Raw genomic sequence first — 25,089 nt, 5'->3', positions numbered from 1 at the left:
AAGGCGCTACTGTGAATACCCATCACTACGGTGCCCCGTATAAACCAATCACTTTACCCATGCAGGTGCGAATAAATCACTCTTAGCGTAGACATCAACTGCCCCCTGAACGCAGGCCAGCCGATGGCGATATTATCGGTGAAGCGGTTTTCACAAAAATATTCCAGCTTCTTAGCCATATCATTCAGTGGCGCAGACGGAATGGTTTCCAATACGTTTTTCAGTTTGTGGGCGGCTAAATGTATATTCCGTTCGTCGTCATCTTCCAGGGCTTTATCCATTGAACCAATACAGGTTTGTACATCGTCAATAAGTTGCTGCAACACTGTAGCCAGTGAAGTCACCCCTTGTTTATTCTGCAGATAAGGGAGTAGCTCGAACCAGACCTCGGGTTCATCGGGCATCGGCAGTTTGGCGAACTCTGGTGTTTGAGTCTCTTCCGCCGGGGGCTGTTGGGCGCTGGCATGTTTTAATTCTTCTTTTTGTGCATCAATCAAGGCATGCTCCTGCGCCGCCAGCTTGTCTGCATGGCTGGCTATGAGTTCCTGTGCATCTTCCAGCGCACTCTCTTTATCGTTCAGTTGCTGCTTACTGTTTTGCAACTCTGTTTCCAGTGTTTTCAATTGTTCAGTCAGTTTCTGCTGACTGCTGTCCTGATCATTCAGCGACGCTTTGCTTTGGGCATATTCTTCTTTTACTGAGCGCAGTGCTTCGGTTAAACGCTGTTGCTCCTGCTGCAGCGCTTGTATACTGTCTTCCCGTTGCTGCAGGCTGTTTTGCTGTTCCGCCACCTGTTGTTTGAGTTGTTTTTCCTGATCTTCCTGGCGTGTAAGCTGCGCTTTTAAATCCTCCGCCTGTTCTCTGGCGGCGCTTAACTCAGTCTGCAGTTTTTGTTCATCAGACTGGGTTTTGGATACGGTTGATTCTGCTCCTTTGAGCGCCTCCAGCTTGCTGGCTAAGGTCGACTGCATATCCTGGTTCTGTGCTTCAGCCTGCTCTAACGCCTTCTGCAGCTGCTGCTTCTGTTTCTCTATTTCAGCATGGTGCTGACGCCTTTGCTCATCGCTGCCTTCCATCATTTCACGCTGCTTGGCAGCCCGTGACTCAACATCGGCCATTTCTTGTTTCAGCTGTGCCAGTTTGTCTTGCTGGGCCTTGCGGGCAAGTTTCTCAGTGTCTACCTGACGTTGATGTTCGTCGAGTTGTTGTTGCGTTTCATTCAGTTGCGCTTTCTTGGCCGCAAGCTCATCTGCCAGTGCCTGCTGTTTCTCTTTCCATTGCTGGTCGCTTTGAGCAATTTTTTCGACCTGGGCGGCGGCGCGCTGCTCAACATCTTGCAGCTCAGCCTCCAGTTTCGCCACTAATGCGGTTTGCTGTGCTCGCTCTTCATCGGTTTGTTGCTGCGTACTGTTGAGTTGCTCGGTAATTTGTTGCAGCTGTTCCTGTTTTGCTTTGAGTTCATTTTGCAGTACGGCTTGCTGCTGTTGCCATTTTTCGTCGGCTTCGGCGATTTTCTGTTGTTGTTCGGCACGGCGTTTCTCGACTTCCTGTAACTCTGATTTGAGCTTCTCCAGTTCCGCTTCACGCGCAGCACTGTGTTGTTTTTCTTGCTCAGACTGTTTTTTAGCCTGGCTCAATTGTTCCGCTGTAGCGTCGAGTTGACTCTGTTTAGCTTCTAATTCCTGCTCCAGTTGCTGTGTTTGTTTTTCCATGTCGCCTTTTTGCTGTTGCGACATTTGTTCCAGCATTTGCATCTCGTGTTGAAGGTGTTCTACATAGCTGGATTTATTGGCGAGTTCTGCCTGTACTGACTGGCACGTGAGTTCGAGTTCACGGCGTTTTTGCTCAGCGATTTCACTCGCCTTACGTTGATTAGCCAGCCTCTCTCGAAGTTTTTCACTGGTCTGCCCTGAACTGACAAGCTGAGACTGAAGATTATTGATTTGTCCGCTGACATCCTGGATTTGCTTGTCTTTGTCCTCAATTGAGTGCTTCAGTGAATAAATCTGTTGCTGAGAGGCCTCGAGCGATGCCTGCTGTTTTGATTGCTCTTGTTTGAGAAGTTGCTTGGCCTGTTCGCTGGCCGCGAGTTTTTCCTGTGCTTGTTTGTGACTGCGTTCACTGTTTTGCAGCGCATCTGCAATCTGGTTGCGTTGTTTCTGCAGTTGATTGACTTTATCGCTCGATTCTTTCAGCTGGGCTTCAAGTTCGGCATTCGCTTCCTGACTTTGTGTCAGCAACCGCAGATTTCTCTCGTAGTCATTCTGTACTGCTTGTAAGTGCCCACTTATGTCTTCATGTGCTTGCTGCAATCCCTGAATGGTATCCATTTTGGCAGCGAGATCATTTTCTGCCGCTTCCAGTTTTTCCTGTGTGTTGTGTAAAGAACGTGCCCTGCTGGCCAGTAAATCCTGACTGTTTTGCAACAACTGTTGTTTTTCGGCGATTTCGCGCTCTGCTGCCTGACGCATGTTCACGGCCTCCAGCCGGGCTTCATGGGCTTTTTCGAGTGCTCTTAAGTCCACCCATAAACACAGCGTGGCGATGTGTTCCTGTTGAAAAAACAACGGCACCAGGGTGACTTCGCAAGGCAAGGGATCGCCATTATGTTGGTGTACCCAGGAGAACTCAGTGACTTTCTTGTCCTCTTGTAGCCGAGCCATATGTGCAGCCATCTCTTCGGCGCTTTGCGCTGTCGGATTCAACACCTCACTTGCCGGTGACAACCCTAATAAGTCGTCTTCACTTTTCGCGTCAAAGAATGCGCAGGCCGCCGGGTTGAGTTTGGTAAAACCGTCATTACCGAGCAGCCCGATAGGCATATTACTGTATGTGATCAAGCGCTCCAGTTGATCACTGAGGTATTGCTGATTGCGTGCATCGGCAATCCAACACACGTATTTTGTATCGCCACCTTTTAGTTTTGACACATCCAGTCTGGTAGGTAAGGCTTGCTCACCTGCCTGAACCAGGCTGGCGCTAAAATTCGTGATGTGCCCGGTCTGGTGCAACAGCCTTGCCGCAGTGCCTGCCTGTTCAGGGTTATTGAATAGCTGATAAAAGGTTTGTTTTTGTAGTGTTTCTTTGTCTTTCCCAAGTATATCGGTGAGTGTTGAATTGACCCTGGTCAGCTTGTCTTCATGGTTAAAAACAGCGATCCCCAAAGGCGACTGTTCAATCAGGCTGTTCAGCGACTCCAGATTAGAAGACACCTCCTGTTGTAACGCCTTCAGCGGAGTTAAGTCTTCAATAACCGCCACGGTACCTGCATGCTCATTGTTCATTTTGTAAGACAGTAAATGCAGGTTGATATCTAATGACTGGTCATTGCCGGGTTTGATGGATGCGGATTTACATCGGGCGCCAATACCCTGCGTAGTGGAGTGCATCGTTTTAAAGTCATCGTCAAACGCGTCAATCTCTGCAATGGATTTATTTTTGATACTATTCATCTGCACCTTAAACAGGGTGCAAAATGCCTGATTGCAATCAATGAGTTGTTTCTTAGCATTCAGCAGATAAACAGGTAGCGGGCTTGCCCCCATTATGGTTTTTATCTGTTTCAGAGAAAGCTCTGCCTGCTGTCTGAATTGCTCAACTTTGGAAAGGTTGGTAAAAATCAGTGAAGCACAAGTGACCTCCTCATCGTCAGCTGTGCAGTGTGGTTGCGCGTCGATTTTTACCGGTACAGACCGGTCTTTTAATTGCAACTGCCCTTTGAAGGTTTGAGCGTGGCCGTCTCTCAATTGTTTCAGACAGTGTTGCCACTTTGTGCTGTCGTCACTATCAACGTATTGATTAAAGGCATCAATCGATAGCTCATTCTGTGAGTCCAGCTCTAAAAGCTTACCAAGTGCGGCATTTACTTTCAGCGAGTCGTCATCAAAGTTCAGTGAACCAAAGCCGACGCCCGCATACTCGATAGCCTGTTCCCGATTGCGATTAAGGGCTTTTTGCTGATCAATTTTTTGTTGGTAGCCGTGAACATCATCTATTGCGACAGAGGTGGTGACATCACCTATAGGTTTTTTTTGCGGTGTTATACGCATCCTTGCATGGTGTAAATAGTGCCCTAACTGACAATGAATATGGACCTCTTTTACCCGCTCCAGCGCTTCTGTGATGTCATCAGCCAGACCTTCCGGACAGACTTCAACAAAAGGCGTACCGACTAACTGCTCGATTTTCTTTTCGAAAAAGTACGCTGCCATGGGGTTGGCATAGAGAATAGTCCCGGAATCATCAAGCTGAACAATGCCACTGGCTGAACGATCAATCTGATCCTGAACCTGTTGTTTAGCATTGTCTGACGCAACCAAGGCGCGTTCTCTTGCCTTAATCCGACTCTTTAAAACCAAAAGTGAAATCGCCAGCCCCAGAAGAAGAATAAGCACTGCGAAGACTAATCCATTAAAAACCAGTGGACTCATTGTTTGCAGGGGCTTATACAGCGCCCAGGCTGAAGACGAGGAAACGCACAACAGCACAGCAACCAATGACTTTGCCATCAGAGATGAAGAGACAGGGACTGGGTATGACATAGCAATTCGGTTCCGACAATTTGAGTCGAGTTTAAGAAAGCCACACTATATAAGTAAATGAGCACTCATAAAGGGTCGCGGGTGCAATTAACGTGTTCTTTTTTATACGTTTCACGGATTAGCAGGGTCCTCTACTGAAAACATAGCAGAGTGTGACGATTTCGCCCGATCCTGAGAAGTTGTGTCTTAAGATGCTAACTCTTGCGACACGAACAGGCAGACCACGACGGCTAAAAACGTAGTTCAGGATATACCTAACTGAGTTATTCGCACTGACTTATTGGTGAAATTCAGGAATTGCCTGACGCGGCGAGAAGTTCTGAATACCTGCCAGCGATTCGCCGTTAGCGTCAGGCAGACGCAGAGAATACTGCACCACGTTTTATAACGTCATTCACAGCGTTTTTTCGAAGCAGGAACAAGGCGTTTCCAGGCCAGGACAAATCCCGAATAAACCAGGATGCAGGTCAGCAACGATGTCAGCCCGGCGATGGTTTGTCCGATCACGCCAAAATATTCGCCGCTATGCAGGTATCTTGCAACATCCCAGGCCTGATCCCCAGCAGACCAGTCTGTCTGGCGCTTCACGCGCACTACTTCTGCACGTTCAATATCCAGATAAAGTGAATAGGCAAACTCGGGCCTGCGGCCAATGCTGCGGTCAATAAAGAATCTGGCTTCGCCTTCTACTTCACCGAGTTCCAGCCACATGGAATACCAGTCTGAGGCCCCGTTTTGTTCGGCATGGCGCTGAGCCTTTAAATACAATGGCTCAAGTGAACCGTTCCGGTAACTCAGTGTATTGACTTCAGCATGTTCTTCGCGCTCGGGCACCGATTCGCCAAACATGCCATACAATGCCTGATTTGCCTGAGGGAAATAGAAAATCGTCGCGGTTACAGAGATAACAAAAAGTGGCACGGCGGACCACAGACCAAAGGCAAAATGCCAGTTCTTATAGCGGGCCTGAGTATTACTGGTGCGCCTGATCAGCAAGCGCCGTTTTAACACTGACCAGCTGAAACGGCGCGGTATCCACAAATACAATCCGGAGAGGATAAGAAACAGCAATATGAGGTTTGCATAAGCAGTAATGGCTCTGCCGACACTGATTGCAGAGCCTTGCAGCGCAAACCAGCGATGAAAGTCAGTGATAAAACGGAAGCTTGTTGCCACAGCTCCGGCGCCGGTTCTGAGAACGTCACCCGTGTAGGGGTCAAGAAGAAAGCTTTGACTGCCCGCCCAGGCGGGAATCGCCGCCCCTTCTCTGTTGACCCAACGCACATAGATATGATGCTCTTCGGGGGCAAGCCTGTGTAATGCCGCGACCACCTCGTCTGTTGTGATCCCTGAACGGTTTGGTTGTGGCGCAACGCTATACTGCCGCTCGGCCCACTCGACCATCTGTCGCTCGTAAGTGAGCAGAACACCGGTAGCGGCAAGAGAAAACAGGGCAATACCCGCAACAACCCCCGCCACCAGATGGCTCCAGAACAACAGGCTTTTCAGCTTACTGAGCATAGCTGCGTCGGGGCCTTACTCAGAAGTCGTAAGACAGTGATAATCTGATATCTCTGCCGGCTTCATAAGGCCCAACCACCAGCTCATATCCTGCCACTCCACTGTAGTCACCTACGCTGGAGTGGTCCCGGTACAGTTTATCGAACAGATTGGTTACCGCCAGATTCAGGCGAATGTTGTCGCTGGCCTGCCACTGTGCATAAAGATCAGCGGTGGTGTAGCCAGGCTTATTCAGGCGGTACAGTTCGTCTACCCAGCCAAGTTCCAGATCGCTGTGCAGGCTGTCTATGCTCAGTGAATTCACTCTTGTCAGATTAAAGCCTACCTCGGCATTGACGTCGATAATATACTCAACACCCGCTATCCAGGTGTCGCCACGGCTGTTACCCAGGCCATTATATTCGTAGCCGTTAATGTCGATAGTGCCAAAATCCTGTGTGTAGAGATCGGAACTCGGGTCAAGCTCTGTGTCTGCAGAGGAAAAACCAAAGAAAAGGTCGAAGTCTTTCCAGCGATAGGCAATATCAAACTCGAACCCTTGTGATTCTATGGTGCCAATATTGTTAAATATGGCGTCGTTATTTCCGCCCTCGAAGATCACATTGTCCAGTTCCGAATGATAGACCGCTGCTCTGGCATTCAGCTTTGTTGAGCTGTATTCAACTGATGCTTCAATATTCGCCACGGTTTCCGGCTTAAGTTGCGGCGAAACCACCGGGTGCTCAGAACCATCCCAAAGATAGCTGTCAATTGTGAAGCCATCGCCAATTTGCTTGCCTCTAGCCGCTTCTGCATAACCCAGACCCAGAGTCCAGGATTCCGTCAACCTGTAAGACAGACCGGTGTTAATACTCACTTCGCTTTCATCGATTTCAGCGGGGCTGTCGGTAATGGGATCGCCGTAATAATCATCCAGCAGAATTTTTTGCTGATAACGGTAGTCGTCAAATCTTACCCCATAGCTGAGCAGCAAATTCGCTGTCAGGTCGCTATGGCCCTGAACATACACTCCCAGTACGCTGCCTTCCTCGGCGTGGTTTTCTTCCGGCTGCGATACTGCATAACCACTGGTGACCTCATCGCTGCGATAATCGACACCGTATATAAACCGGTGTGCCGCAAAGTCGCTGGTATTGCGCAAATCGAAGCCGTACGTGTCAATTTCTGCCAGCCAGTCGAACCGGCCGCCGCGAAACGAAGAGGCTGTCTGATAGGCAGTGGCTTCAACATTGACCATTGCCCCCTGGATAAACTGATAGTTAGCTACGTAAGTGGAGCGCTCTGCTTCACTGTCATAGAGCGGGTCCTCTGGCTGTACAATCCAGTTGGGGCGGGCAGAAAAGGCCCCTTCTTCGTCTCGTTGTTCGACACTCAGTGACAAATGCTGGTTTTCGGTGATTTCACCGCTGGCCTTGATAAACAGCATATTCTGATCTGCAGCGGTACCACGAACAGTCTGACCGCCGCCATCTTCCATATCTTCACGCTGCATATCACTGTAATACCCGAGAACACCCCAGGAATCGCTCAGCCTGCCGTATAACGTGCCGCTCAGACGATGACCATCATTAGAGAAGTAATTGGCTTTTAATCGGCCACCGAAACGCTCACCTTCGTCCAGTAAGTCGTTGGCATCTTTGGTTTTGAAGCGAATTGCCCCTCCAATTGCACCGGGGCCGCTGGTTGCTTCCCCGGCACCGGCCTGAACATCAATTTGTTGAAGCAAATCAGGGTCAATAGTCACGCGGCCAATATGGTGAAACAGAGTAGACGTTTGCTGCGCCCCATCTACCGTGACGTTGAGTAAGGAATCTTCCAGTCCACGAACATAAATTTTCTGCGCCACGCCCACAGAACCACCGACACTGACAGAGGGGGAATAGCGAAAGATGTCAGCCAGATCATTGGCCTGAACATGTTCGATATCCTCTGCGGTCACATTCAGGTTGGTCGCAGCGCCAACCACTGCGATTTTTTCAATCTTTTTTGTTTCACTGCTTTCCTGTGCCAGCGTTATGGATGTGGTTGCGAAGGAGGCGCAAAAAAGGCCTAAGAGTGTAATCTTGTTCATGAAAATGCCCCTTTAAACTTAATAAGAACCATTATCATTAATATTAATATCAAAGGGTAGGACTTTTACATTTGTTACATTTGCACCAGCAGGACTGGCGCACAGTACAAACAGAACCGGAGCATCTTACATTTGTACAGGAACATCCGTGTCACCTGAGCAAAGCTCAGTCGAGGCGTGGGTGTCAATCAACAGTATTAGGTATACCCGGGGGAGCGTTAAGCGCTGAATGTGGCTAACTCTGAGGAATAAAAATCGACATCACCAGGCCGCCGGAACCGGCATTTTGCGCACTGATTTCGGCTGACACTGAGCTCAGCTGACGCTGCGCCAGAGCCAGCCCCAGGCCGAAACCGTCGGTGTCTGCCGGGCGGGACGCTTCGACCCGGAAAAAGGGTCGGAAAATAGCCTGCAGATGTTTGTCAGGTACACCAGGGCCCTCATCAGTTATTTGTATTCTGTACCCCGAATCAACAAGGCACAGGCGCACAATTACCCTGCCTCCTGGTGGCGTGTAGCGCAGAGCATTCCTGAGAACATTCTCAATCGCCTGACCCAGAGCGCGATGATTGCTGTTATCTATCATCGCATGTTCAGGTAATTCGGCTTGTATAGCACGATCTGGATATTCAAACTCCGCGTCATCAATAACAACCTGCAACAAATCGACCAGATCGAGTGACTCATTGCGCAAGTCTGGTGTTTCATTATCAAGCCATGAAAGGGTGAGCGTGTCGTCAACCAACCGTCTGATGTGGCGAGACTCACGATGCACCCGGGCCAGTTTATGCTCAAGGGCGGCAGAATCGGTTTTGGCACCGGAAATAAGATTCTCTGTGGCAATATCAAGCCGTGTGAGTGGCGTGCGCAATTCGTGGGAAAGATCGGTTATTAATTGACGCTGGCGCAGGATCAGATCACCAATATGATCAGCCATGCGATCAAAGGTCTCTGATAACTGCGCCAGTTCATCGTCTCGGGTGCCAAGTTGCTCCTTAACCCTGACATCAAAATTACCTTTGCTGAATGCTCTGGTGGCAGCATCCAGTTGCTTCAAAGGATGCATAATATGCTGATAGAGCACCACCGATAAGCTGATCAGCAATAGCATAGGCAACAGAACCTGTAGCGTTATCCGGGTAATGGTCCAGTATGAACCTGGGCGCATCCGCTCTGGCAATTCAATCAGCAGACTGGTTTTACCATCGGCAAACGGTAATTCCATTATCGGATTATTATCGAAGTACAGGTGTACCTGCCACTCAACGCTGCGCCCCATATTGTAGCCGGTATATTCATTTCTCCGCGACCTGTTACCGGCAATGTGCCTGACCTGTGCCGCAGCGACAGCCGCCCAGGTTTGTTCCTTTTGCTGCAACGCCGATAACCAGTTTTCAAGCTCCTCAAGTTTTCCCGCCCGGGTGAGTGATTCAGCGGTATCCCGCCAGTGATGCAACTGAGCAACACTGTCGTCGCTTAACATACTCATGTCGGATTCTATCTGCGAGATAGCCAGGTTGATCAGATAGAACATGGCCACCACGCCGGTACCGATAATCAGACAAAGCCGCCAGAATAACCGCCGGCTCATCGCAGACAATACCCTTTACCGTGCACGGTCTGCAGTCTGGAGCCGTCCCATCCGGCTTGGTGAAGCTTTTTACGTACCCGGCTCATATGCATATCCAGACTGCGATCATACTGGCTGTAGGTTTTGTTCAGTACTGCCTGATATAAAAAGGGTTTGGCCAGAACCAGCCCCTGATTTTGTATCAGAGTGTGCAGCAAGCCCAGCTCTATAGGGGTGCAACTGAGTTCCCGCTCGTTGACTGTTGCTTTTTGCAATTTGCTGTCGGTGGCTAACCCATCGAGAATTTGCAGGCTTTGCGGGTGGTTGTCATTTTTCAATGTACGACGGAGAATCGCATCAATTCTCAGCAATAACTCTTCAGAGTTAAATGGCTTTGACAGGTAATCGTCTGCCCCGGCACTGAGGCCGCGGATACGCTCTTCTTCGGCATGTCTGGCAGACACAATAATGACAGGGGTAGCATTACAGCTTCTGAGAATATGCAACAGGGACAAACCATCTTGTCCCGGCAACATGATATCCAGCAGGATAATACTGTACTTATTCGCCACCGCCAGATTGAGGGCTTCATCACCGTCAAAACACTGGTCGACAGAATACCCGCTGCCAGAGAGCAGTTCTGCCAGTTGGTCGCTTAATGCCCGATCGTCCTCAACAATAAGAATTTCAGGTTCAGCAGAGGTGTCTGTCGCGGCAGCAAGGTTTTCCATACAAGATAATGTCACATGACTAAGGCAGTCGCTGAAAGCTACCCTAAAGTGGTTACGCAATCAATCCAGAGGCCATTGATTCAGAACAGGCGTTGGTTGATCATCGACAAATTGCTGTTGCACCAGGGGTGCATCACCGAACAACAATCGATGCCAAATCTGCTGCAAACATACTGACCGTTTCTGCGTCGATTTTCTGAATGCTTACCCGTATCGCCTGAGAGGATTGATCAATATCAAATGAGGCCCCGGGCCTGACCAGCCAGCCTTTACGTGAGAGTTCATAGGTGATTTCTTTGCTTTCATTGGGTATGGGGATCCAGACATTGAGTCCGTCACTGGTTGTCGTCACCTCAATGCCATTGTCTGCCAGGGCATTGATCAGCAAAGCTCTCAAATCAATGCAACGCTGTTTCACCTCCGCCAGTTGCCTGTTTACCTCGTCAGAGCTCAGACAGGTATAAACGAGCGACTGTAACACCCGGCTTACCCACGACATACCGGGTGCCATACGGGTATTGATACGTTTTACGGTATTTTTATCAGCAGCAATAAATGCCATGCGTAAATCCGGCCCCAGCCCCTTGGAGACAGAACGAAATACCGCCCAGTGATAGGTGCCATCGGGAATTATGGAATGGTAGTCATCTTTCGCCAGCAAGCAAAAATGGTCATCAACCATCACCAGTACACCGGGATAGTCTGCCAGCACCTTTGTCAGTTCTCTGGCTCGTTCTGCACTCAGGCTTGCTCCGGTAGGGTTATGTGCTCTTGGTGTGATCAATACCGCCTGCGCACCTTTTTCTAATGCAGCGTGCAGGGCGTCAGGCATCATTCCCTGCTCATCCACCTGCGCGCCAAGCACCTGTATTCCCGCAAGACGAATAGCATTGGCCGAACTGATATAACAGGGGTCTTCGACCACCACTTTGTCGCCCATGCTTAAATGGGCAGTCATGAGGCGCTCAAGTGCATCAATGGCGCCATTACTCAGGGTAATATCGAACCCTTTGGGGCAAATGCCCGTAAACCATCTCTTTGCGTATTCATAAACCTCGGGCAAGGTTGTCGCTTCACCATAAATGTACTGATGTAGCGGGGTCTGGCTGGAAATTTGATTGAGATTGGGCAGCCAGTCTCGCCTGGGGCTGCCATCAGCGAGATCATATAAACTCGTTGCGCTGGTACCTTCCTGCTCTCCGGATGTGGGGGCCGCACATATCCGCGTACCCAATCGCCCCCGGGTTATCGCTACACCCGCTTTTGCCAGCCGCTGATACGCCGCGGAAACGGTATTTCTGTTCACGCCAAGCTGTTCTGCCAGCTCACGAACCGGGGGTAATGTATCACCTGATTGCAGCGCACCGCTCATTATCAGATCACGTACCGATTCAAAAATACTTTGCGCAGAATTACCAGAAATATTGACTACCATCTTTGTCCTATGACAATATATTTTTAGTCATGGGTCATGCTAATTCATTCACCCATATCGCTTCCAACGTATTCTACACAACTAGGATTTCGAATGTTTACTGGCCTTTGTGCATTTCCCCTGACGCCGTTTGATCAGGAACGCGTCGACTTTACCGCCTTCGAACGCCTGATCGCCAACCTTGTTGCCGCAAAGGTCGATTCAATCTGTGCGATGGGCTCCACCGGACTGTACCCATACTTAACGCAAGAGGAGCGCAAAGATGTTCTGCAACACACAGTCGCAGTGGCACAGGGTACACCGGTTATGGTCGGAATCGGCGCGTTACGCACGCAGGATGTACTAAAACATGCTGAAACCGCACAGCAAGCTGGTGCCGATGCTGTACTACTGGCTCCGGTTTCATATCATCCGCTGACTCAGGCAGAGGTGTATTCTCTTTATGAAAGCGTGACAGCAGAACTCTCTGTACCACTGTGCGTATATGAAAACCCTCGTGTTACCCAGTTTACCTTCGACGATGAGCTGTATCATGAGATATCGCGATTACCCAATGTTGCGGCGATCAAGATCCCCGGCACACCATTTGGATCAGCCCAGGGCGATGCATATCTTCGTCAATTACGCAGTCTGGTACCAGAAACCGTTGCCATTGGTGTAAGTGGTGACAAATTCGGCGCGGCGGGTATGGCTGCAGGATGTGACCTGTGGTTGTCGGTGTTAGGCGGCCTGTTTCCAAAAACGGTTCAGACTATGCTCGGCACCATTAATGCCGGTACACCAGAGCTTTCTGTGCAGCACAATGCATCCTTAGAACCGCTATGGGAAATGTTCAGCAATTATGGCGGCGGCATAAGAGTGATGGCAACGGCGGCAGGTATTCTCGGGTACACCGAATCAGACTGCCTGCCGAAACCCTTGCAACCGCTACAGAAAAAAGCGCGCGAGGAACTAAAGAGCCTGTTAGAGACATTGCCGTTATATTAACGGGTATGTACAACACATTAAGCACCACCATCAGGCGTTATATCTTTGCCGCTGTATTAGCCCGTTCTGCAACCGGGGCGGCCATTGTGGCTGTTGTTCTGCTCGCCCGGGATAACGGAGCAGGCGGTGCATTCAGTGGTGCCCTCGCAGCGTGTTTAACATTGCCGCACTTACTTGGCCCTTTATACGGCCGCTGGCTCGAACACGCCGCCAACCCTTGCGGGTTGATTGGCTCAGCCGCATTGATTTTTGTAGCATCTTTTCAGGCAGCAATAATATCTTTCGGGGCTGACTTGCCCGTATTTGTCACACTATTGTTGCTGCTCTGTGGCACCTGCGGTTCCTTTATAATGGGTGGGCTCAGCACGCAGCTTATCCCTCTGATCGGCGCAGATCATGTTGCAAGACGCAAAGCACAAAGCTTGGACACGGCCACCTACGCAGTTGGCACAACCTGTGGGCCATTATTGCTTGCCGTGTTGACATCGGCTTACTCAATTCAGATTGCCACTGGTGTGGTCATGGCGCTACCGCTCATATCAGGCATAGTGATTTTTTCCCTTGGGAAACGCGTTCATCACACCTATTACACCGCTCATACCCGCTAACAAGCCCCTCAGGTAATACCAGGGCAGCCAGACAGGATGGAGCTGTCAAAAGCTGATTAAACCGCGCATCTGGTAACAAAACCGGGCGCGACTTTTTCACATCTGTTTCACGGCGTTACCCATACCCTGCCCAAAGATTATCAATAAATAGGTGTGAATATGTCGGTCTCCCCTGCCAGTCAAATTGAATTAAACCATGTCAGCCAGTGCTTTACTGAGCGCGACCATCAGATCCACTTGTTCAGCGATCTGAGCCTGAATATTGAACAGGGTCAATCTTACGCCATTACCGGTCCATCGGGGTCGGGTAAGTCAAGTCTGTCAATGCTGGCACGGGAGATACTCTGCTGCGGTTTGTTTAGTCATTCACAGAGCTGGTATGCACCTGGCTGCTTGTGGCCCCGTTTACGTTGTTGAGTTTCTATCTGAATATAAATGTTGAGTCGCTGTTTACAGCATCACCGCTCTCGTTGGTCACAATAATTGAAAAAGGTGTGACAGCCTGTTCTATAGACTGACTATCGAGTTCAATAGTGATCGGATGACGTACCATCTGGCCTCCCTCTATAGTGAGCGAAAGCTTACCGTGAAAAACTGGTTTGGGCAGCCCCTCGGTGCTGATACTGACCTTTTGAGCATGTTGCTCTTTATTCATAATGACCAGCGTATAAACATTTTCTATACTGCCATTTAGTGTTTCGCGATACAGGTTTGCCCTGTCGCGGACAACATCAATATCAAGCGGCTTTTTGGTTATCAGTTCGAAAGACAGTGCAGCAATCATGCAGAGCAAAACGATAAAATAACCGATAACCTTAGGGCGCAGCAGGGCTGCCGCTTTTCCTTTCAATGCATTGGCTGAAGTGAATGATATCAGGCCTGGTTCGTAACCCATTTTAGCCATCACGCCATTACAGGCATCCACGCAGGCACCGCAATTAATGCACTCATATTGCAACCCGTTTCTGATATCAATGCCGGTCGGACATACCTGAACACACAGGTTACAGTCGATACAATCGCCAAGCCCCATAGTTTTAACCTGCTCAGCAGATAACTTTTTGGGGCGTGGCCCTCTGCTTTCACCCCGCGCTCTGTCATAGGTGACGGTCACGGTGTCATTATCAAACATTGAAGATTGAAAGCGTGAGTAAGGGCACATATGCGTACACATGGTCTCGCGCATCCAACCTGCGTTGCCGTAGGTGCACAGCGTAAAAAAGACGATAAAAAACAACGGCCAGAACCCCAGCTCAAAGGTGGCAAAGTCGGCCACCAGCGTTTTGATTGGGGTAAAATAGCCAACAAATGTCAACGCAGTGATAGTTGCAATCACCAGCCAGAGCGAGTGCTTCACTGATTTTTTAAGCACCTTTTGTAATGAAAACGGTTGATGGTCGAGATGAATGCGTTTATTTCTTGCGCCTTCGACTTTTTCTTCAATCCATACAAATAAAAAGGTAAACACGGTTTGTGGGCACATAAATCCACACCACACACGCCCCCAGAGCGCTGTAACGAAGAACAGGGCGAAAGCAGATACAATGAAAAGCCAGGCTAAAAGTGTCAAATCCTGGGGCCACATCGTCATCCCGAACAGGTGAAATCGCTGTGCAGTAAAATCCAGTAAAATAGCTTGTTGCCCTGCGTAACTGAGCCAGGGCAATAGCAGAAACACACTCAGAAAAAGTAGCCCCGTACCCCTACGCAAGCGCTCAATTTTTCCCATAACTGAGCGAATATAAATCTTTTTCCGCGATGTAGGGTGAATTTCAACTGCCCCACCAGGAGTGATATTACGAATCTGAATTGGCTTACCTTGCATTACACTTCTCACAGGCATTTCCAGCCGGAACCGGATAAGTTTTGAACGTGACAAGTCTATGCTTTACTCTGCCTGGGTACAGGTACAGAAATGATTTTATAAATGGGTACAGAATCCGTAATGAATGAACAACCACTGAAGTATCAGGTTATCGCAAAGAAAATAGAGGCAGACATTAGAAGTGGTGTCTACAGAGCCGGAGACAAGCTGCCCTCAATACGACATTGGGTCACTGAATTGCAGGTCGCCAAAAATACGGTGATCAATGCGTTGCAACAACTTGAAAGAAGGTCACTGGTCGAGGCCAGGCCCAAAAGTGGGTTTATTGTAAAACGAGTACCAAACTACACCCCACCGCCCTCACCGGTATTTGGCAGCATTCAACCAACAAGCATCTCGATACCGGATTTACTCCGCGAAGTGATTGCCAGGGGCGCCGCCTTTGACATTAAGCCCGATGAGCCTAATGTGCCGGAGCACAACCTCATGAGCAGGCTCTACAGGCACATCAATCGGGCAATGCGAACCCAGAGTTCACGCAAGACGCTTTACTATGACGAACCGATGGGGCATGAACAGTTAAGGGAACAAATTTCGCGGCACTACGCGAGACTTGGTTTGACTCTTCCTGAGACTGATCTCTGTATTACCGCCGGATGTCAGCACGCATTGTTGCTTTCACTGATGGCGACATGCCAGCCAGGTGACAATGTGGTGATTGAATCACCTGGTTTTTATGGCGCTATCCAGTTGTTAGATGAGCTAGGGTTAAATGCCATTGAAGTGCCCTGTCATAGCGTCTCAGGACTGGACGTTGAGCTGCTGGCGAAGGTCGCGGCTGAGTACAATGTGACGGCCTGCGTGGTAACGCCGGCATTTTCTACTCCCACCGGCGCCTGCATGCCTGATGATGCAAAGTCACAATTACTTGCGATTGCTGATAAACATGATTTCGCAGTGATTGAAGACGATATATACGGCGATCTTGGTTTTCAGTTTCGCCCCAGGCCGATTAAGTATTTCGACAAAACCAACCGCGTTATTCTGTGTAGCTCGTTCTCAAAATCATTGTCCAGGGACCTCAGAACCGGATGGATAGCAGGAGCTCGCTGGCAGAAAAAGATTCAGCGTCTGAAACTGGTGACTCAGCTGGCCGGTAGTCAGGCGGTTCAGGCAGGACTGGCAGAATTTATGGCTTCAGGTGATTACGCCCGCTGGCTTAAGTATCGAATCGCTCAACTTGAACTTCAGCGAGATGAGCTGGCCAATACACTGGACTCCACCTTTGGCACAAGCTGTAGATTTACCTACCCGCTGGGAGGATTATCACTGTGGTTAGAATTACCCGGGCAGATGGACTCACTCCGCCTTTATCATCAGGCACTGCAATCCAATACGGTGCTCACGCCTGGCGCATTGTTTTCATCGCACAATGACTTCGATCACTTCTTGCGACTAAGTTTTTGCCATCCCATGACAAAAGGCCGGCGAGAAGCGATCGCTAAAGTGAGTAAGTTAGTTCACCAATCGAAATTTAAAGGTACTTAAAAAGACTTTGCCCGATCGCAGAAATACACAACGGCATAGTGAACTGCAATAGTACCAGGATATTTGCAACGCTCTTTGAACATTAAAACCCATAATGGAAACGGTTTTCATCAGCCAGGCTGGAATTCTAAAAACGTCGCATTTACAGATGCTGATACAGGGCTAAACGAAGCCTTCGAGAACGTTCAGAATTATATTTACTGGACTGGAACAGAAGATTCGCTGGATGCATCAAGAGCCTGGCATTGTTAGGGTCAGCAGCACTCGCGTTTGCTCGTCGACAGCGTCGCAAATAACAGCCGAAGGGTGAAGGCCATGGATGGGCTGAATACCTTAACCGGCACAGTGTTGCCACAGACTGACTTTAAACTGTTTGCACTTATTTTAAGCTTTGTAAGTTAATCGCTTACAGGCTTTTAAGGGGGCTTTGCGAATTCTTTTTGCAGGTTAGTTAGTGTTTCAGCGTAATAGTCAGGCAAGCTCAAACAGGTGCACCTTCTTGTCTATTGAATGCGTGGGTGGTAGTCTCCAATTGCATTAATCTGGTAGAGCAACCGTGGCTAAGTTGAAAGTAATTTTATTAATCCTGTTTATGACAACGCAAATGTTGGGCTTTATCTCGTCCGCAGAGGCGAGTCACGGGGTTGAGGAATCTGCTCATCAGTTTTTCCATGAAGTGGGGCAACCTCATAGCCACGCTGAACATGATAGTGAAGAGTATGAGATTAGCTATAGCGACGATGCATTTGAGCATAGTAATCCATCCCACGACGGGTCTACCGTTTTTGTTTTCGACTTGCCGATAAGCACGTTTCCTGATCCGCAGCCGGGCTCTCCCATTGGGCGCCTGAATAGTGCCTGGGATCCGCCTTTCCTCTACGAAATACCACCCCCACCAAAAGCATAAACTCAGTTTTCTTATTTTCTCCCGCTTGTATTTATAAGCGGGATTGGTGTTGTTTTATTTAAATCTGGGTTTAAACACTATGTTCAAGTCAAAGTTCCCTTTTTCGGGGCTTTCTCAGCTATTGAGAGGCGCAGTATGCGCTACTGGTATTACTTTCTCTGCTCTCGCGTTTTCTGCGCCAGGCGCTCACGGGCCGAATGGCGAGCATCTTGATGTGGACACTCAGGTTCAACAAACAGAGAACCCAAAATTTGAAAGCTTCACAGAGTCCTTTGAGCTTCTCGGTGAGGTATTTTCTGACAAGGTCCGGTTGTACCTGCATGATTTCTCAACCAATAAACCGGTAGCAAATGCGTCCATTGAGCTGGAATCGGACACGCTGAGTGTACAAGCAGGCTTTAGCGATGATCACCAGTACTATGTAATCCGCGATGAGGCGTTCGTATCAAAACTGAACCAGCCAGGTGAGCATGAAATAGTGGTCACTATTCTTACCGAGGAACATGGGGATCTTCTGGCATCTACATTACTTACACCAGAAGCCGCTTCTGCACCGCAGCATGGACATGAAGAAGAGCATCATCACGCATTTCCCTGGACGACCGTGGCAATCGCGCTGGTGTTTTTTGCAGCTGGATTGGCGTTAGCTCATTTTGTGCAGGGGAGAAGGAAATGAGGTTGCTTTGGATACTTACTACGTTCATTTTAATTACCCAAACTGCATCAGCAGCTCCAGGCGCACATGGTCCAAATGGTGAACACATTACCAACGATAAACAGGTCGCTGGCCAGTCAGGGCGTCAGGCCGATGGCTCGGTCATCATGCCTATGCCTGACCAGGCAATGTTAGGCATCACTACCAATATAGTTACACAATCAATAGTGTCCGAGACCATTAAAATGTCTGGTGTGGTCAGACCGCACCCGGAAGGTCACGCGGTTGTGCAGCCCAGCAGTGATGGTCGATTTGAAGCGCCGGAGTCAGGCGTTTTACCGAGTGGTAAAAAGGTGTCAGCAGGACAAGTTCTTGGCTATGTTCGTTATCAGGATACCGCCTATGAACTGGCCTCACAAAATAGTGAACTGCAAGTAGTCCGTAACCAAATTGCACAAACTCAGCGAGACGTGAACCGTTTAGAGTCACTGGGTGAACTGGCGTCAAAGCAGGAGCTGGATCAATTACAAACGAGGCTTAAAAACCTCACCGAGCAGGAGCAGGCACTGCAACAGGGCCTGGAAAAGCCGGAAACTCTGGTAGCGCCAATTAGCGGTACGATCATCAACAACGATATCAGAAGTGGACAGTGGATTGAGGCCGGAACAGACCTTTTCGAAATTATTGCCCCCGACTTACGAGTGATTGACGCCAGCATATCTAACCTATCGCATCTGGCGTCACTGACTCAGGCCAGATTACTTGAAAACAGCGCTGCGAAGCTAAGCTACATCGGCTACTCCCCGCGCATCGCAGGCGGTTTGGCCAGCGTTCACTTTGAACATCGGGCTGCGGCTTCTGCCACCGAGCCTTTACTGCTAGGTCAGCCAGTTACCGTCATTGCTCCTGTTGATAGCAGCATAGAAGGCTTAGTGTTGCCCGCCGAGGCGCTGGTTAAAAACAGTGCCAACTTGCCGGTCGTTTGGATCAAAGTGTCTGCTGAGCGCTTTATGCCACAAATTGTGCGTTACCAGATGCTGGGTGAACAAAGCATTGTAATAACTGCAGGGTTGGGAGCTGATAACAGGGTGGTTATCAGTGGTGCATCGCTGCTTAACCAGGTTCGATAGAGGCTGCTATGTTTAATTTTCTTGTACGCAGCAGTTTACGTCATCGCCTGCTGGTTCTGGTTATCGCCTTAATGACAATGCTGTATGGCATTTGGCAGAGCAAATCCCTGCCAGTGGATGTGTTTCCTGACCTGAATAAACCTGTTGTAACTATCTTGACGGAAGCCGGAGGAATGGCTCCGGAAGAAGTTGAACAGCTTGTTACCTTTCCGCTTGAAAATATTCTTAATGGTGTAACCGGCGTCAGTCGTATCCGCTCCACATCAGGGATTGGTTTGTCGATAGTGTACGTTGAGTTTGACTGGGATACGGATATTTATCGAAACCGGCAGCTGGTGGCAGAGCGGCTTGACCAGGCCGCAGCACAGCTACCTTCTGATGTTACGCCGGTAATGGGCCCGGTATCTTCTATTATGGGCGAGATCATGCTTATCGCATTGCCGCTCGAAGAGGCGTCTGGCACAGGCCCCATGCGAGCCAGAGAGTACGCAGACTTTGTGTTGCGGCCCCGATTACTATCGATATCAGGCATCTCGCAGGTTATCCCGATAGGTGGTGAGGTTCGTCAGGTACGTGTAGCCCCTGACATCAATAAGATGCAGGCGCTTGATGTCACTGTTAATCAGCTAACAAGCGCTCTGGAAGACTTTGCAACAAACCGGGGCGGTGGATTTGTTAATTTAAATAACCGGGAGTATCTGATTCGGCATCAGGGACGGACGTTAGATCTTGATGATTTACGGATGCTCGCGATTGACTGGAATGCGGGCGTACCCACGCAATTAGAGCAGGTGGCCAGGGTAACTTTTGCGCCGGCGGTTAAGCGTGGTGACGGTGGATACAACGGTAAACCAGCGGTTATCGTTAATATTCAAAAACAACCCGGCACAGATACTGTGCACCTTACTGAGGAAATTGAATCCGCACTGAATGAGTTACGCTCAGGTCTACCTGAAGGAATTGCTGCTCCAGAGGTCCTGTTTCGTCAGGCTGACTTCATTCAAACGTCAGTGGATAACGTTACAGAAGCATTGCGCGACGGTGCAATTCTGGTGGTGATTATACTATTCCTGTTTCTGCTTTCTGCACGAACCACGCTGATTTCGCTGATAGCGATCCCGCTTTCTCTGACCATTACTATTGTAGTGTTTACGCTGCTGGGCCAGACAATTAATGTCATGACCCTGGGTGGACTGGCAATCGCCATCGGTGAGTTGGTTGATGACTCTGTCGTAGACGTTGAAAACATATTGCGACGACTTAAACAAAATGCCCGTGCGTCTTCGCCTGACTCGGTCTTTAACGTGGTCTGGAAAGCCAGCGTTGAAGTACGCTCTGGGATTGTTTACGCAACGATGATTGTGGTGCTGGTATTCGTTCCCTTATTTGCACTACCGGGTATTGAAGGGCGGCTTTTCTCGCCATTAGGGGTTGCCTATATCGTGGCCATTCTGTCGTCGTTGCTCGTCTCGATGACGGTCACACCGGTACTTTGCTACTACCTGTTACCTGGCATGAAGTTACTGAAAAAAGATGACAGCAGGCTGGTTGCTGCGCTGAAAAGATGGCAGGCAAACTGGCTTCACTGGGCGCTTCCGAAACGCCGGACCTTACTCTCGCTCGCCGCCATAGTGGCTCTGTTCAGTGCGCTTATCACAACTCAGTTTCCGCGTGCATTCCTCCCATCGTTTAATGAAGGCTCATTGGTAATCGGCGTTATTTTCCAACCCGGCACCTCGTTGGAAGAATCTGATCAGATGGGGCGATTGGCTGAGACGCTATTACTGTCAGTGCCAGAGGTTGCAGGAGTAGGACGCCGCACTGGACGAGCCCGGTTGGACGAACACGCACAGGGGGTGTACTCATCAGAAATTGACGTTGACCTGGCAACATCAGACCGAGACCGCGAAACGGTAGTCGAAGAAGTCCGGGGAAAACTCAGTGTGTTACCTGCACAGGTGGCCGTAGGACAGCCTATTTCACACCGATTAGATCATTTACTGTCCGGCGTAAGGGCGCAACTTGCCATTAAAGTGTTTGGTAACAATCTCGATGGCTTACGTATCACTGCTGAGAAGATCCGCAAACAGCTGGAAAGCATTCCGGGTCTCGTCGACGTCAATGTCGAAAAGCAGGTACTGATCCCGCAGTTAAGTGTGCGCTTAAAGCAGGACAAGTTATCCCAGTTTGGCCTGACGCCTGGCCAGGCGCTCCGCCATTTAGCCATGCTTACAGATGGTGAAGAAGTGGTCGATATCATCGATGGCGTAAAACGTTATGCGCTGGTGTTGCGATTAAACGATGCGGCTCGCACGCCTGCATCACTGGCGAATGCACTTCTCACCACACCGGCAGGTAATGTACCCCTGTCGGCAGTTGCAGATATCAGCCTCGATGACGGGCCAAACCAGGTTTTAAGAGAAAACGGGCGTCGACGACTGGTTATCTACGCCAACAGCGAAAATGTAGATGTTGCAGAGCTTCTCAGGCAAGTCAGAGAGGTAACCAGTAACGTCGAGCTTAACCAGGAGGGGTTTGTCACCATTGAGGGGCAATTTCTGGCGCAGGAGCAAGCAATGCAACTCCTCGTCTGGCTGTCTTTAGCATCATTTTCACTGATATATCTTGTCCTGTACGTGCGCTATCAGTCCTGGGTTCTCGCGAGCATAATCATGTGCAGTCTGCCGATGGCCCTGGTGGGAGCAGTGTTCGCCATGTGGCTTACCGGCACGCCTTTGTCGGTGGCATCCGTGGTGGGTTTCATTACGTTGACCGGTATCGCCTCGCGCAATGGCATTCTGAAGGTGAGTCATTATCTCAACCTGCTTCGCTTTGAAGGCGAACACTTCAATACCGCACTGATTGTACGCGGTGCACAGGAGCGACTTTCGCCGGTCTTGATGACGTCCATGGTCACTGCCTTTGCCCTTATCCCGATATTGTTAGCAGCAGATGAGCCCGGTAAAGAAATACTTCATCCTGTAGCAGTGGTTATTTTTTCCGGCCTGATCAGTTCAACCATTTTAGATATTTTACTCACCCCGTTGCTCTACCGGGCATGGGGCGAAAAGGCGTCCGCTGCCTGGCAGCGGTATAAGTCAGAAGAGTTGGTATAAAAGGTTTAGCGGCAGCGCCTTAACAAGTCTGCCGAATTGTTGGAGAGTCAGAGATGAAGAAGTCATTATTGATAGCGTTAGGTCTTGCATTTAGCCTTAGTGCAGTGTCCCCGGTTGCGCTTAGCCATGGTAGCACAGAGCCTGAGCACGGCGGCGTGGTAAAAGTCGAACATGAATTAGTATTCGAGCTAGTGAGAGAGTCAGACGGCGTCAGTCTGTATATTAAAGATCACGGTGAAGCCTTTGCCACTGATGATTTGACAGGCAGTGTCATCGTTTTAGGGGCTGGCAAAAAAGAAGAAAGCGTCTTGAGTCCAGCCGGCGGCAACAAGATGACCGCCCCGGTCGTCATTGAAGATGGCGCAAAAGTTTTGCTCAGAGTGCAGTCCGGCGACCATCATGCTGTAACCGTCAGATACAGCTTTTGATGCACGCACCGCATTGGCCCGAAGGAGGAGCGTAAGGGAAGCCGCGAATAATGGCCGGAGCACGATTGTCCGGAACAATCGTCAACAGCTTTAGCTGGCCCGAAGGGTGAAGGCCATGGATGGCCTGAATACCTTAACCGGCACAGTGTTGCCACCGACGGATTCTAAATGGAGTACTCTCATTTTGTTCGCTGCATACCAAGACGTCACAATACCTTAAGACACTTTTTATAGATATCAGACAACTGAAGCGCAGCATTTACTGGTTTACCCTCATCGACCCGTGATTTAGCGGGCCGATGAAGGTACAAGCTTAATCCTCAAACCACTTAAAGATTCCGAAACCTACCACTGTCATCGCAGCTAAAGGTAAAGCGGCTGTGATAACCGCGCCGGCTGCCATTCCGCCGCCAACGACAGAGCCAACAGTTGCCATACCGGAAGAAATGGCAGCTGCCCCGGCAGTGCCGGAAGCTCCAGCCATAGATGCAATAGTGGCACCGGTTGTGCCTGCGGTAGCAGACATGATTGTAGCCCCAGAGCCACCAACAACTGCGGCTCCTGTGCTGGTAGCAGAAGCCACTGTTAAAGCTGTACCTGATGTGGCAACCAGTCTTGATTTATTAACCTTACTCATACTTTCTCCATCTCTCACGTTGTGAATGTACTCGAATACTAGATCGAGATAATTTTGCTAGTAATGTACAATTTAAGACTCCCTTACTAGCAACTATTTTTATGCCACGACTAAAGAGTTCCACCAAAGCCAGCTACCGCATACTTGAGAGACTTTCTCATGCCAGACTGAGAGCGTATGGACCTGAAATGGGAAGTTACAGACAGTTTCTGGAGGAAATAAATGCTGCTGTGAGTCTGTCACTTAGTGGTGTTGATGTAATTGGGTCTGCGAGGAGTGAGTTGGAGCACACCGTTTTATGCTGCCTTCAGATAAAGCTGTATGAAGAATGCGATGCGAGGAAAAGGTTCCTGAGCAAAACGAAAGAGTCATTTTTAGTAAAAAACAAATCATCACCTGAAAAATACAGTCGCACAAAAAATCATATCGAAGAACGTGGAATTACTTTGGCTTTCACTGTTATGATGAAACGCCTGATGTATAAACATAGTATAGATATCGATTTATTTGATCTTACAGAAAAAGTTAAAGGCAAAATCAATTTAAAACTAACAAGTCCTGCATTTTTTTATGATCTTTCTTTAATGTGTTTCTCAATAAAAAAACCTTCACTAATTTTTGATTTCCTTCGCTATGCCAGACATCGTGATTGGATAGACTCAAAGTTAATAAAGCCGGTTACAAATGAAGATAGAGGCAAGGAAGTGCTGCTAAGGTTGTTACTCCAGGAAGAGTTCACAGAAATTGCATCTAACGTTTGGAAAGAAGAGTTAAAATCATACTCCGTACATAAAATGGAACATGATAAGGACAGCTTAAGAAATATAATTAAAATCGATGATCTTGATGAGAAAATTATAGATAGAATTCTTACAATCAGCACAACAGTTCTCGATACGCGTATAGGACGAGAAATAATATCCTCCATAAATAAACCAACCAACTTCTACGAGAAAAGCGTTACCGACGATGGAGATATCACGAAGATAGATAGAATCTCATCTTGGCCTGGTTTAGGTCTATTTAAAAGTGCCGAAGGCAAGGAATACAAGTTCAGAAAGATATTAAGCATTTTGTGTGCACAAAAAATGCTGGAAATTAAATCTCTCGATGAAAGCAAAAGCCTGCCTCTTTACGGCAGCGTAACATATGAAGAATGCACTATTGCTCATGTATCATCTGACGTGATTTCTAAGTATCAGAAAATAACGATACACCCTTCGACACTATACAAAGCGTACTCAGAAGCTATGAATAATAGCTTTAAAAATAGATTTAAAGTCTGGGAACTATTTGTCATTAAGAATCATTTAGCACATTTGCCCTGGCATCATTTCCAGTGTGTCGACATAGAAATGACTTAAGCCGCTAAGTGCAAC

The 25,089-nt window shown here is 48.9% G+C and carries 18 protein-coding genes; 10 read left to right on the top strand and 8 right to left on the bottom strand.

The genetic code is table 11. The annotated features are described in order from the left end of the window. Positions 1–53 precede the first annotated feature (53 nt). The 6 genes from CDA54_RS14685 to CDA54_RS14660 form a co-directional block, all read right to left on the bottom strand. Entirely contained in the window at positions 54–4,541 is a 4,488-nt protein-coding gene (locus tag CDA54_RS14685) for a PAS domain-containing protein (RefSeq protein ID WP_099035787.1), read from the bottom strand. 390 nt (positions 4,542–4,931) lie between these two features. Beyond that, positions 4,932–6,062: a PepSY-associated TM helix domain-containing protein gene (locus CDA54_RS14680; protein ID WP_099035786.1), complete on the bottom strand. Its 1,131-nt coding sequence runs from the start codon at positions 6,060–6,062 to the stop codon at positions 4,932–4,934. A 19-nt stretch (positions 6,063–6,081) separates the two neighbouring features. Then, on the bottom strand, positions 6,082–8,133 hold the full coding sequence (locus CDA54_RS14675; RefSeq protein WP_099035785.1) for a TonB-dependent receptor domain-containing protein: 2,052 nt from the start codon (positions 8,131–8,133) through the stop codon (positions 6,082–6,084). Positions 8,134–8,368: 235 nt separating this feature from the next. Further along, on the bottom strand, positions 8,369–9,724 hold the full coding sequence (locus CDA54_RS14670) for a histidine kinase sensor domain-containing protein (protein WP_099035784.1): 1,356 nt from the start codon (positions 9,722–9,724) through the stop codon (positions 8,369–8,371). Then, on the bottom strand, positions 9,721–10,434 hold the full coding sequence (locus tag CDA54_RS14665; RefSeq protein WP_099035783.1) for a response regulator transcription factor: 714 nt from the start codon (positions 10,432–10,434) through the stop codon (positions 9,721–9,723). Before CDA54_RS14665 ends, CDA54_RS14670 begins: the two co-directional genes overlap by 4 nt. Positions 10,435–10,567: 133 nt before the next feature. Further along, complete coding sequence (locus CDA54_RS14660; protein ID WP_099035782.1) at positions 10,568–11,869, bottom strand: aminotransferase class I/II-fold pyridoxal phosphate-dependent enzyme; 1,302 nt, start codon at positions 11,867–11,869, stop codon at positions 10,568–10,570. Between the two features lie 93 nt (positions 11,870–11,962). Between CDA54_RS14660 and CDA54_RS14655 the strand changes: the two genes are divergently transcribed. The 3 genes from CDA54_RS14655 (at position 11,963) to CDA54_RS14645 (ending at position 13,881) form a co-directional block, all read left to right on the top strand. Next, complete coding sequence (locus CDA54_RS14655) at positions 11,963–12,856, top strand: dihydrodipicolinate synthase family protein (RefSeq protein WP_099035781.1); 894 nt, start codon at positions 11,963–11,965, stop codon at positions 12,854–12,856. 5 nt (positions 12,857–12,861) lie between these two features. Continuing rightward, a complete protein-coding gene (locus tag CDA54_RS14650) occupies positions 12,862–13,464 on the top strand; it encodes a hypothetical protein (RefSeq protein WP_099035780.1) in 603 nt (200 codons plus the stop codon). Between the two features lie 159 nt (positions 13,465–13,623). Continuing rightward, positions 13,624–13,881 carry an ATP-binding cassette domain-containing protein gene (locus CDA54_RS14645; RefSeq protein ID WP_099035779.1) on the top strand — a complete coding sequence of 86 codons (258 nt, stop codon included), beginning with the start codon at positions 13,624–13,626 and terminating at the stop codon, positions 13,879–13,881. A 4-nt stretch (positions 13,882–13,885) separates the two neighbouring features. Here the strand turns inward: CDA54_RS14645 and ccoG are convergent, their stop codons facing one another. Then, positions 13,886–15,289 (bottom strand): cytochrome c oxidase accessory protein CcoG, encoded by a 1,404-nt coding sequence (gene ccoG / locus CDA54_RS14640; protein WP_099035778.1) that lies wholly within the window; start codon positions 15,287–15,289, stop codon positions 13,886–13,888. A 120-nt stretch (positions 15,290–15,409) separates the two neighbouring features. Between ccoG and CDA54_RS14635 the strand changes: the two genes are divergently transcribed. The 6 genes from CDA54_RS14635 (at position 15,410) to CDA54_RS14610 (ending at position 23,073) form a co-directional block, all read left to right on the top strand. Beyond that, positions 15,410–16,837: an aminotransferase-like domain-containing protein gene (locus CDA54_RS14635; RefSeq protein WP_099035777.1), complete on the top strand. Its 1,428-nt coding sequence runs from the start codon at positions 15,410–15,412 to the stop codon at positions 16,835–16,837. 556 nt (positions 16,838–17,393) lie between these two features. After that, on the top strand, positions 17,394–17,744 hold the full coding sequence (locus CDA54_RS14630; RefSeq protein WP_099035776.1) for a hypothetical protein: 351 nt from the start codon (positions 17,394–17,396) through the stop codon (positions 17,742–17,744). A gap of 46 nt (positions 17,745–17,790) precedes the next feature. Continuing rightward, positions 17,791–18,420: a hypothetical protein gene (locus CDA54_RS14625; RefSeq protein ID WP_143452305.1), complete on the top strand. Its 630-nt coding sequence runs from the start codon at positions 17,791–17,793 to the stop codon at positions 18,418–18,420. Further along, positions 18,417–19,529, top strand: a complete 1,113-nt coding sequence (locus tag CDA54_RS14620) for an efflux RND transporter periplasmic adaptor subunit (protein WP_099035774.1) — start codon at positions 18,417–18,419, stop codon at positions 19,527–19,529. The genes CDA54_RS14625 and CDA54_RS14620 overlap by 4 nt, the downstream gene beginning before the upstream one ends. A gap of 8 nt (positions 19,530–19,537) precedes the next feature. Next, positions 19,538–22,645 carry an efflux RND transporter permease subunit gene (locus CDA54_RS14615; RefSeq protein WP_099035773.1) on the top strand — a complete coding sequence of 1,036 codons (3,108 nt, stop codon included), beginning with the start codon at positions 19,538–19,540 and terminating at the stop codon, positions 22,643–22,645. A gap of 53 nt (positions 22,646–22,698) precedes the next feature. Further along, positions 22,699–23,073, top strand: coding sequence for a hypothetical protein (locus CDA54_RS14610; RefSeq protein WP_099035772.1), 375 nt, complete (start codon positions 22,699–22,701; stop codon positions 23,071–23,073). Between the two features lie 313 nt (positions 23,074–23,386). On the opposite strand, the gene CDA54_RS14605 is transcribed toward CDA54_RS14610, so the two are convergent. Further along, positions 23,387–23,710, bottom strand: a complete 324-nt coding sequence (locus tag CDA54_RS14605) for a hypothetical protein (RefSeq protein WP_099035771.1) — start codon at positions 23,708–23,710, stop codon at positions 23,387–23,389. A 188-nt stretch (positions 23,711–23,898) separates the two neighbouring features. Here CDA54_RS14605 and CDA54_RS14600 point away from each other — a divergent pair, with 188 nt between their 5' ends. After that, a complete protein-coding gene (locus CDA54_RS14600) occupies positions 23,899–25,074 on the top strand; it encodes a hypothetical protein (RefSeq protein ID WP_099035770.1) in 1,176 nt (391 codons plus the stop codon). Positions 25,075–25,089 lie beyond the last annotated feature (15 nt).

The sequence above is a fragment of the Lacimicrobium alkaliphilum genome (assembly GCF_002591895.1).
GTDB classification, from domain to species: domain Bacteria; phylum Pseudomonadota; class Gammaproteobacteria; order Enterobacterales; family Alteromonadaceae; genus Lacimicrobium; species Lacimicrobium alkaliphilum.
Note: the sequence above shows the minus strand (reverse complement) of the source record. Positions and strands in the feature narration are given on the sequence as shown.

What these genes read in the sequence shown, in the direction of transcription:
- CDA54_RS14660 (WP_099035782.1), bottom strand. Translation starts at nt 11,869, where the DNA reads ATGGTAGTCAATATTTCTGGTAATTCTGCGCAAAGTATTTTTGAATCG.
- CDA54_RS14655 (WP_099035781.1), top strand. Translation starts at nt 11,963, where the DNA reads ATGTTTACTGGCCTTTGTGCATTTCCCCTGACGCCGTTTGATCAGGAA.
- CDA54_RS14680 (WP_099035786.1), bottom strand. Translation starts at nt 6,062, where the DNA reads ATGCTCAGTAAGCTGAAAAGCCTGTTGTTCTGGAGCCATCTGGTGGCG.
- CDA54_RS14675 (WP_099035785.1), bottom strand. Translation starts at nt 8,133, where the DNA reads ATGAACAAGATTACACTCTTAGGCCTTTTTTGCGCCTCCTTCGCAACC.
- CDA54_RS14600 (WP_099035770.1), top strand. Translation starts at nt 23,899, where the DNA reads ATGGGAAGTTACAGACAGTTTCTGGAGGAAATAAATGCTGCTGTGAGT.
- CDA54_RS14670 (WP_099035784.1), bottom strand. Translation starts at nt 9,724, where the DNA reads ATGAGCCGGCGGTTATTCTGGCGGCTTTGTCTGATTATCGGTACCGGC.
- CDA54_RS14665 (WP_099035783.1), bottom strand. Translation starts at nt 10,434, where the DNA reads ATGGAAAACCTTGCTGCCGCGACAGACACCTCTGCTGAACCTGAAATT.
- CDA54_RS14645 (WP_099035779.1), top strand. Translation starts at nt 13,624, where the DNA reads ATGTCGGTCTCCCCTGCCAGTCAAATTGAATTAAACCATGTCAGCCAG.
- CDA54_RS14615 (WP_099035773.1), top strand. Translation starts at nt 19,538, where the DNA reads ATGTTTAATTTTCTTGTACGCAGCAGTTTACGTCATCGCCTGCTGGTT.
- CDA54_RS14620 (WP_099035774.1), top strand. Translation starts at nt 18,417, where the DNA reads ATGAGGTTGCTTTGGATACTTACTACGTTCATTTTAATTACCCAAACT.
- CDA54_RS14610 (WP_099035772.1), top strand. Translation starts at nt 22,699, where the DNA reads ATGAAGAAGTCATTATTGATAGCGTTAGGTCTTGCATTTAGCCTTAGT.
- ccoG (WP_099035778.1), bottom strand. Translation starts at nt 15,289, where the DNA reads ATGCAAGGTAAGCCAATTCAGATTCGTAATATCACTCCTGGTGGGGCA.
- CDA54_RS14635 (WP_099035777.1), top strand. Translation starts at nt 15,410, where the DNA reads ATGAATGAACAACCACTGAAGTATCAGGTTATCGCAAAGAAAATAGAG.
- CDA54_RS14650 (WP_099035780.1), top strand. Translation starts at nt 12,862, where the DNA reads ATGTACAACACATTAAGCACCACCATCAGGCGTTATATCTTTGCCGCT.
- CDA54_RS14605 (WP_099035771.1), bottom strand. Translation starts at nt 23,710, where the DNA reads ATGAGTAAGGTTAATAAATCAAGACTGGTTGCCACATCAGGTACAGCT.
- CDA54_RS14685 (WP_099035787.1), bottom strand. Translation starts at nt 4,541, where the DNA reads ATGTCATACCCAGTCCCTGTCTCTTCATCTCTGATGGCAAAGTCATTG.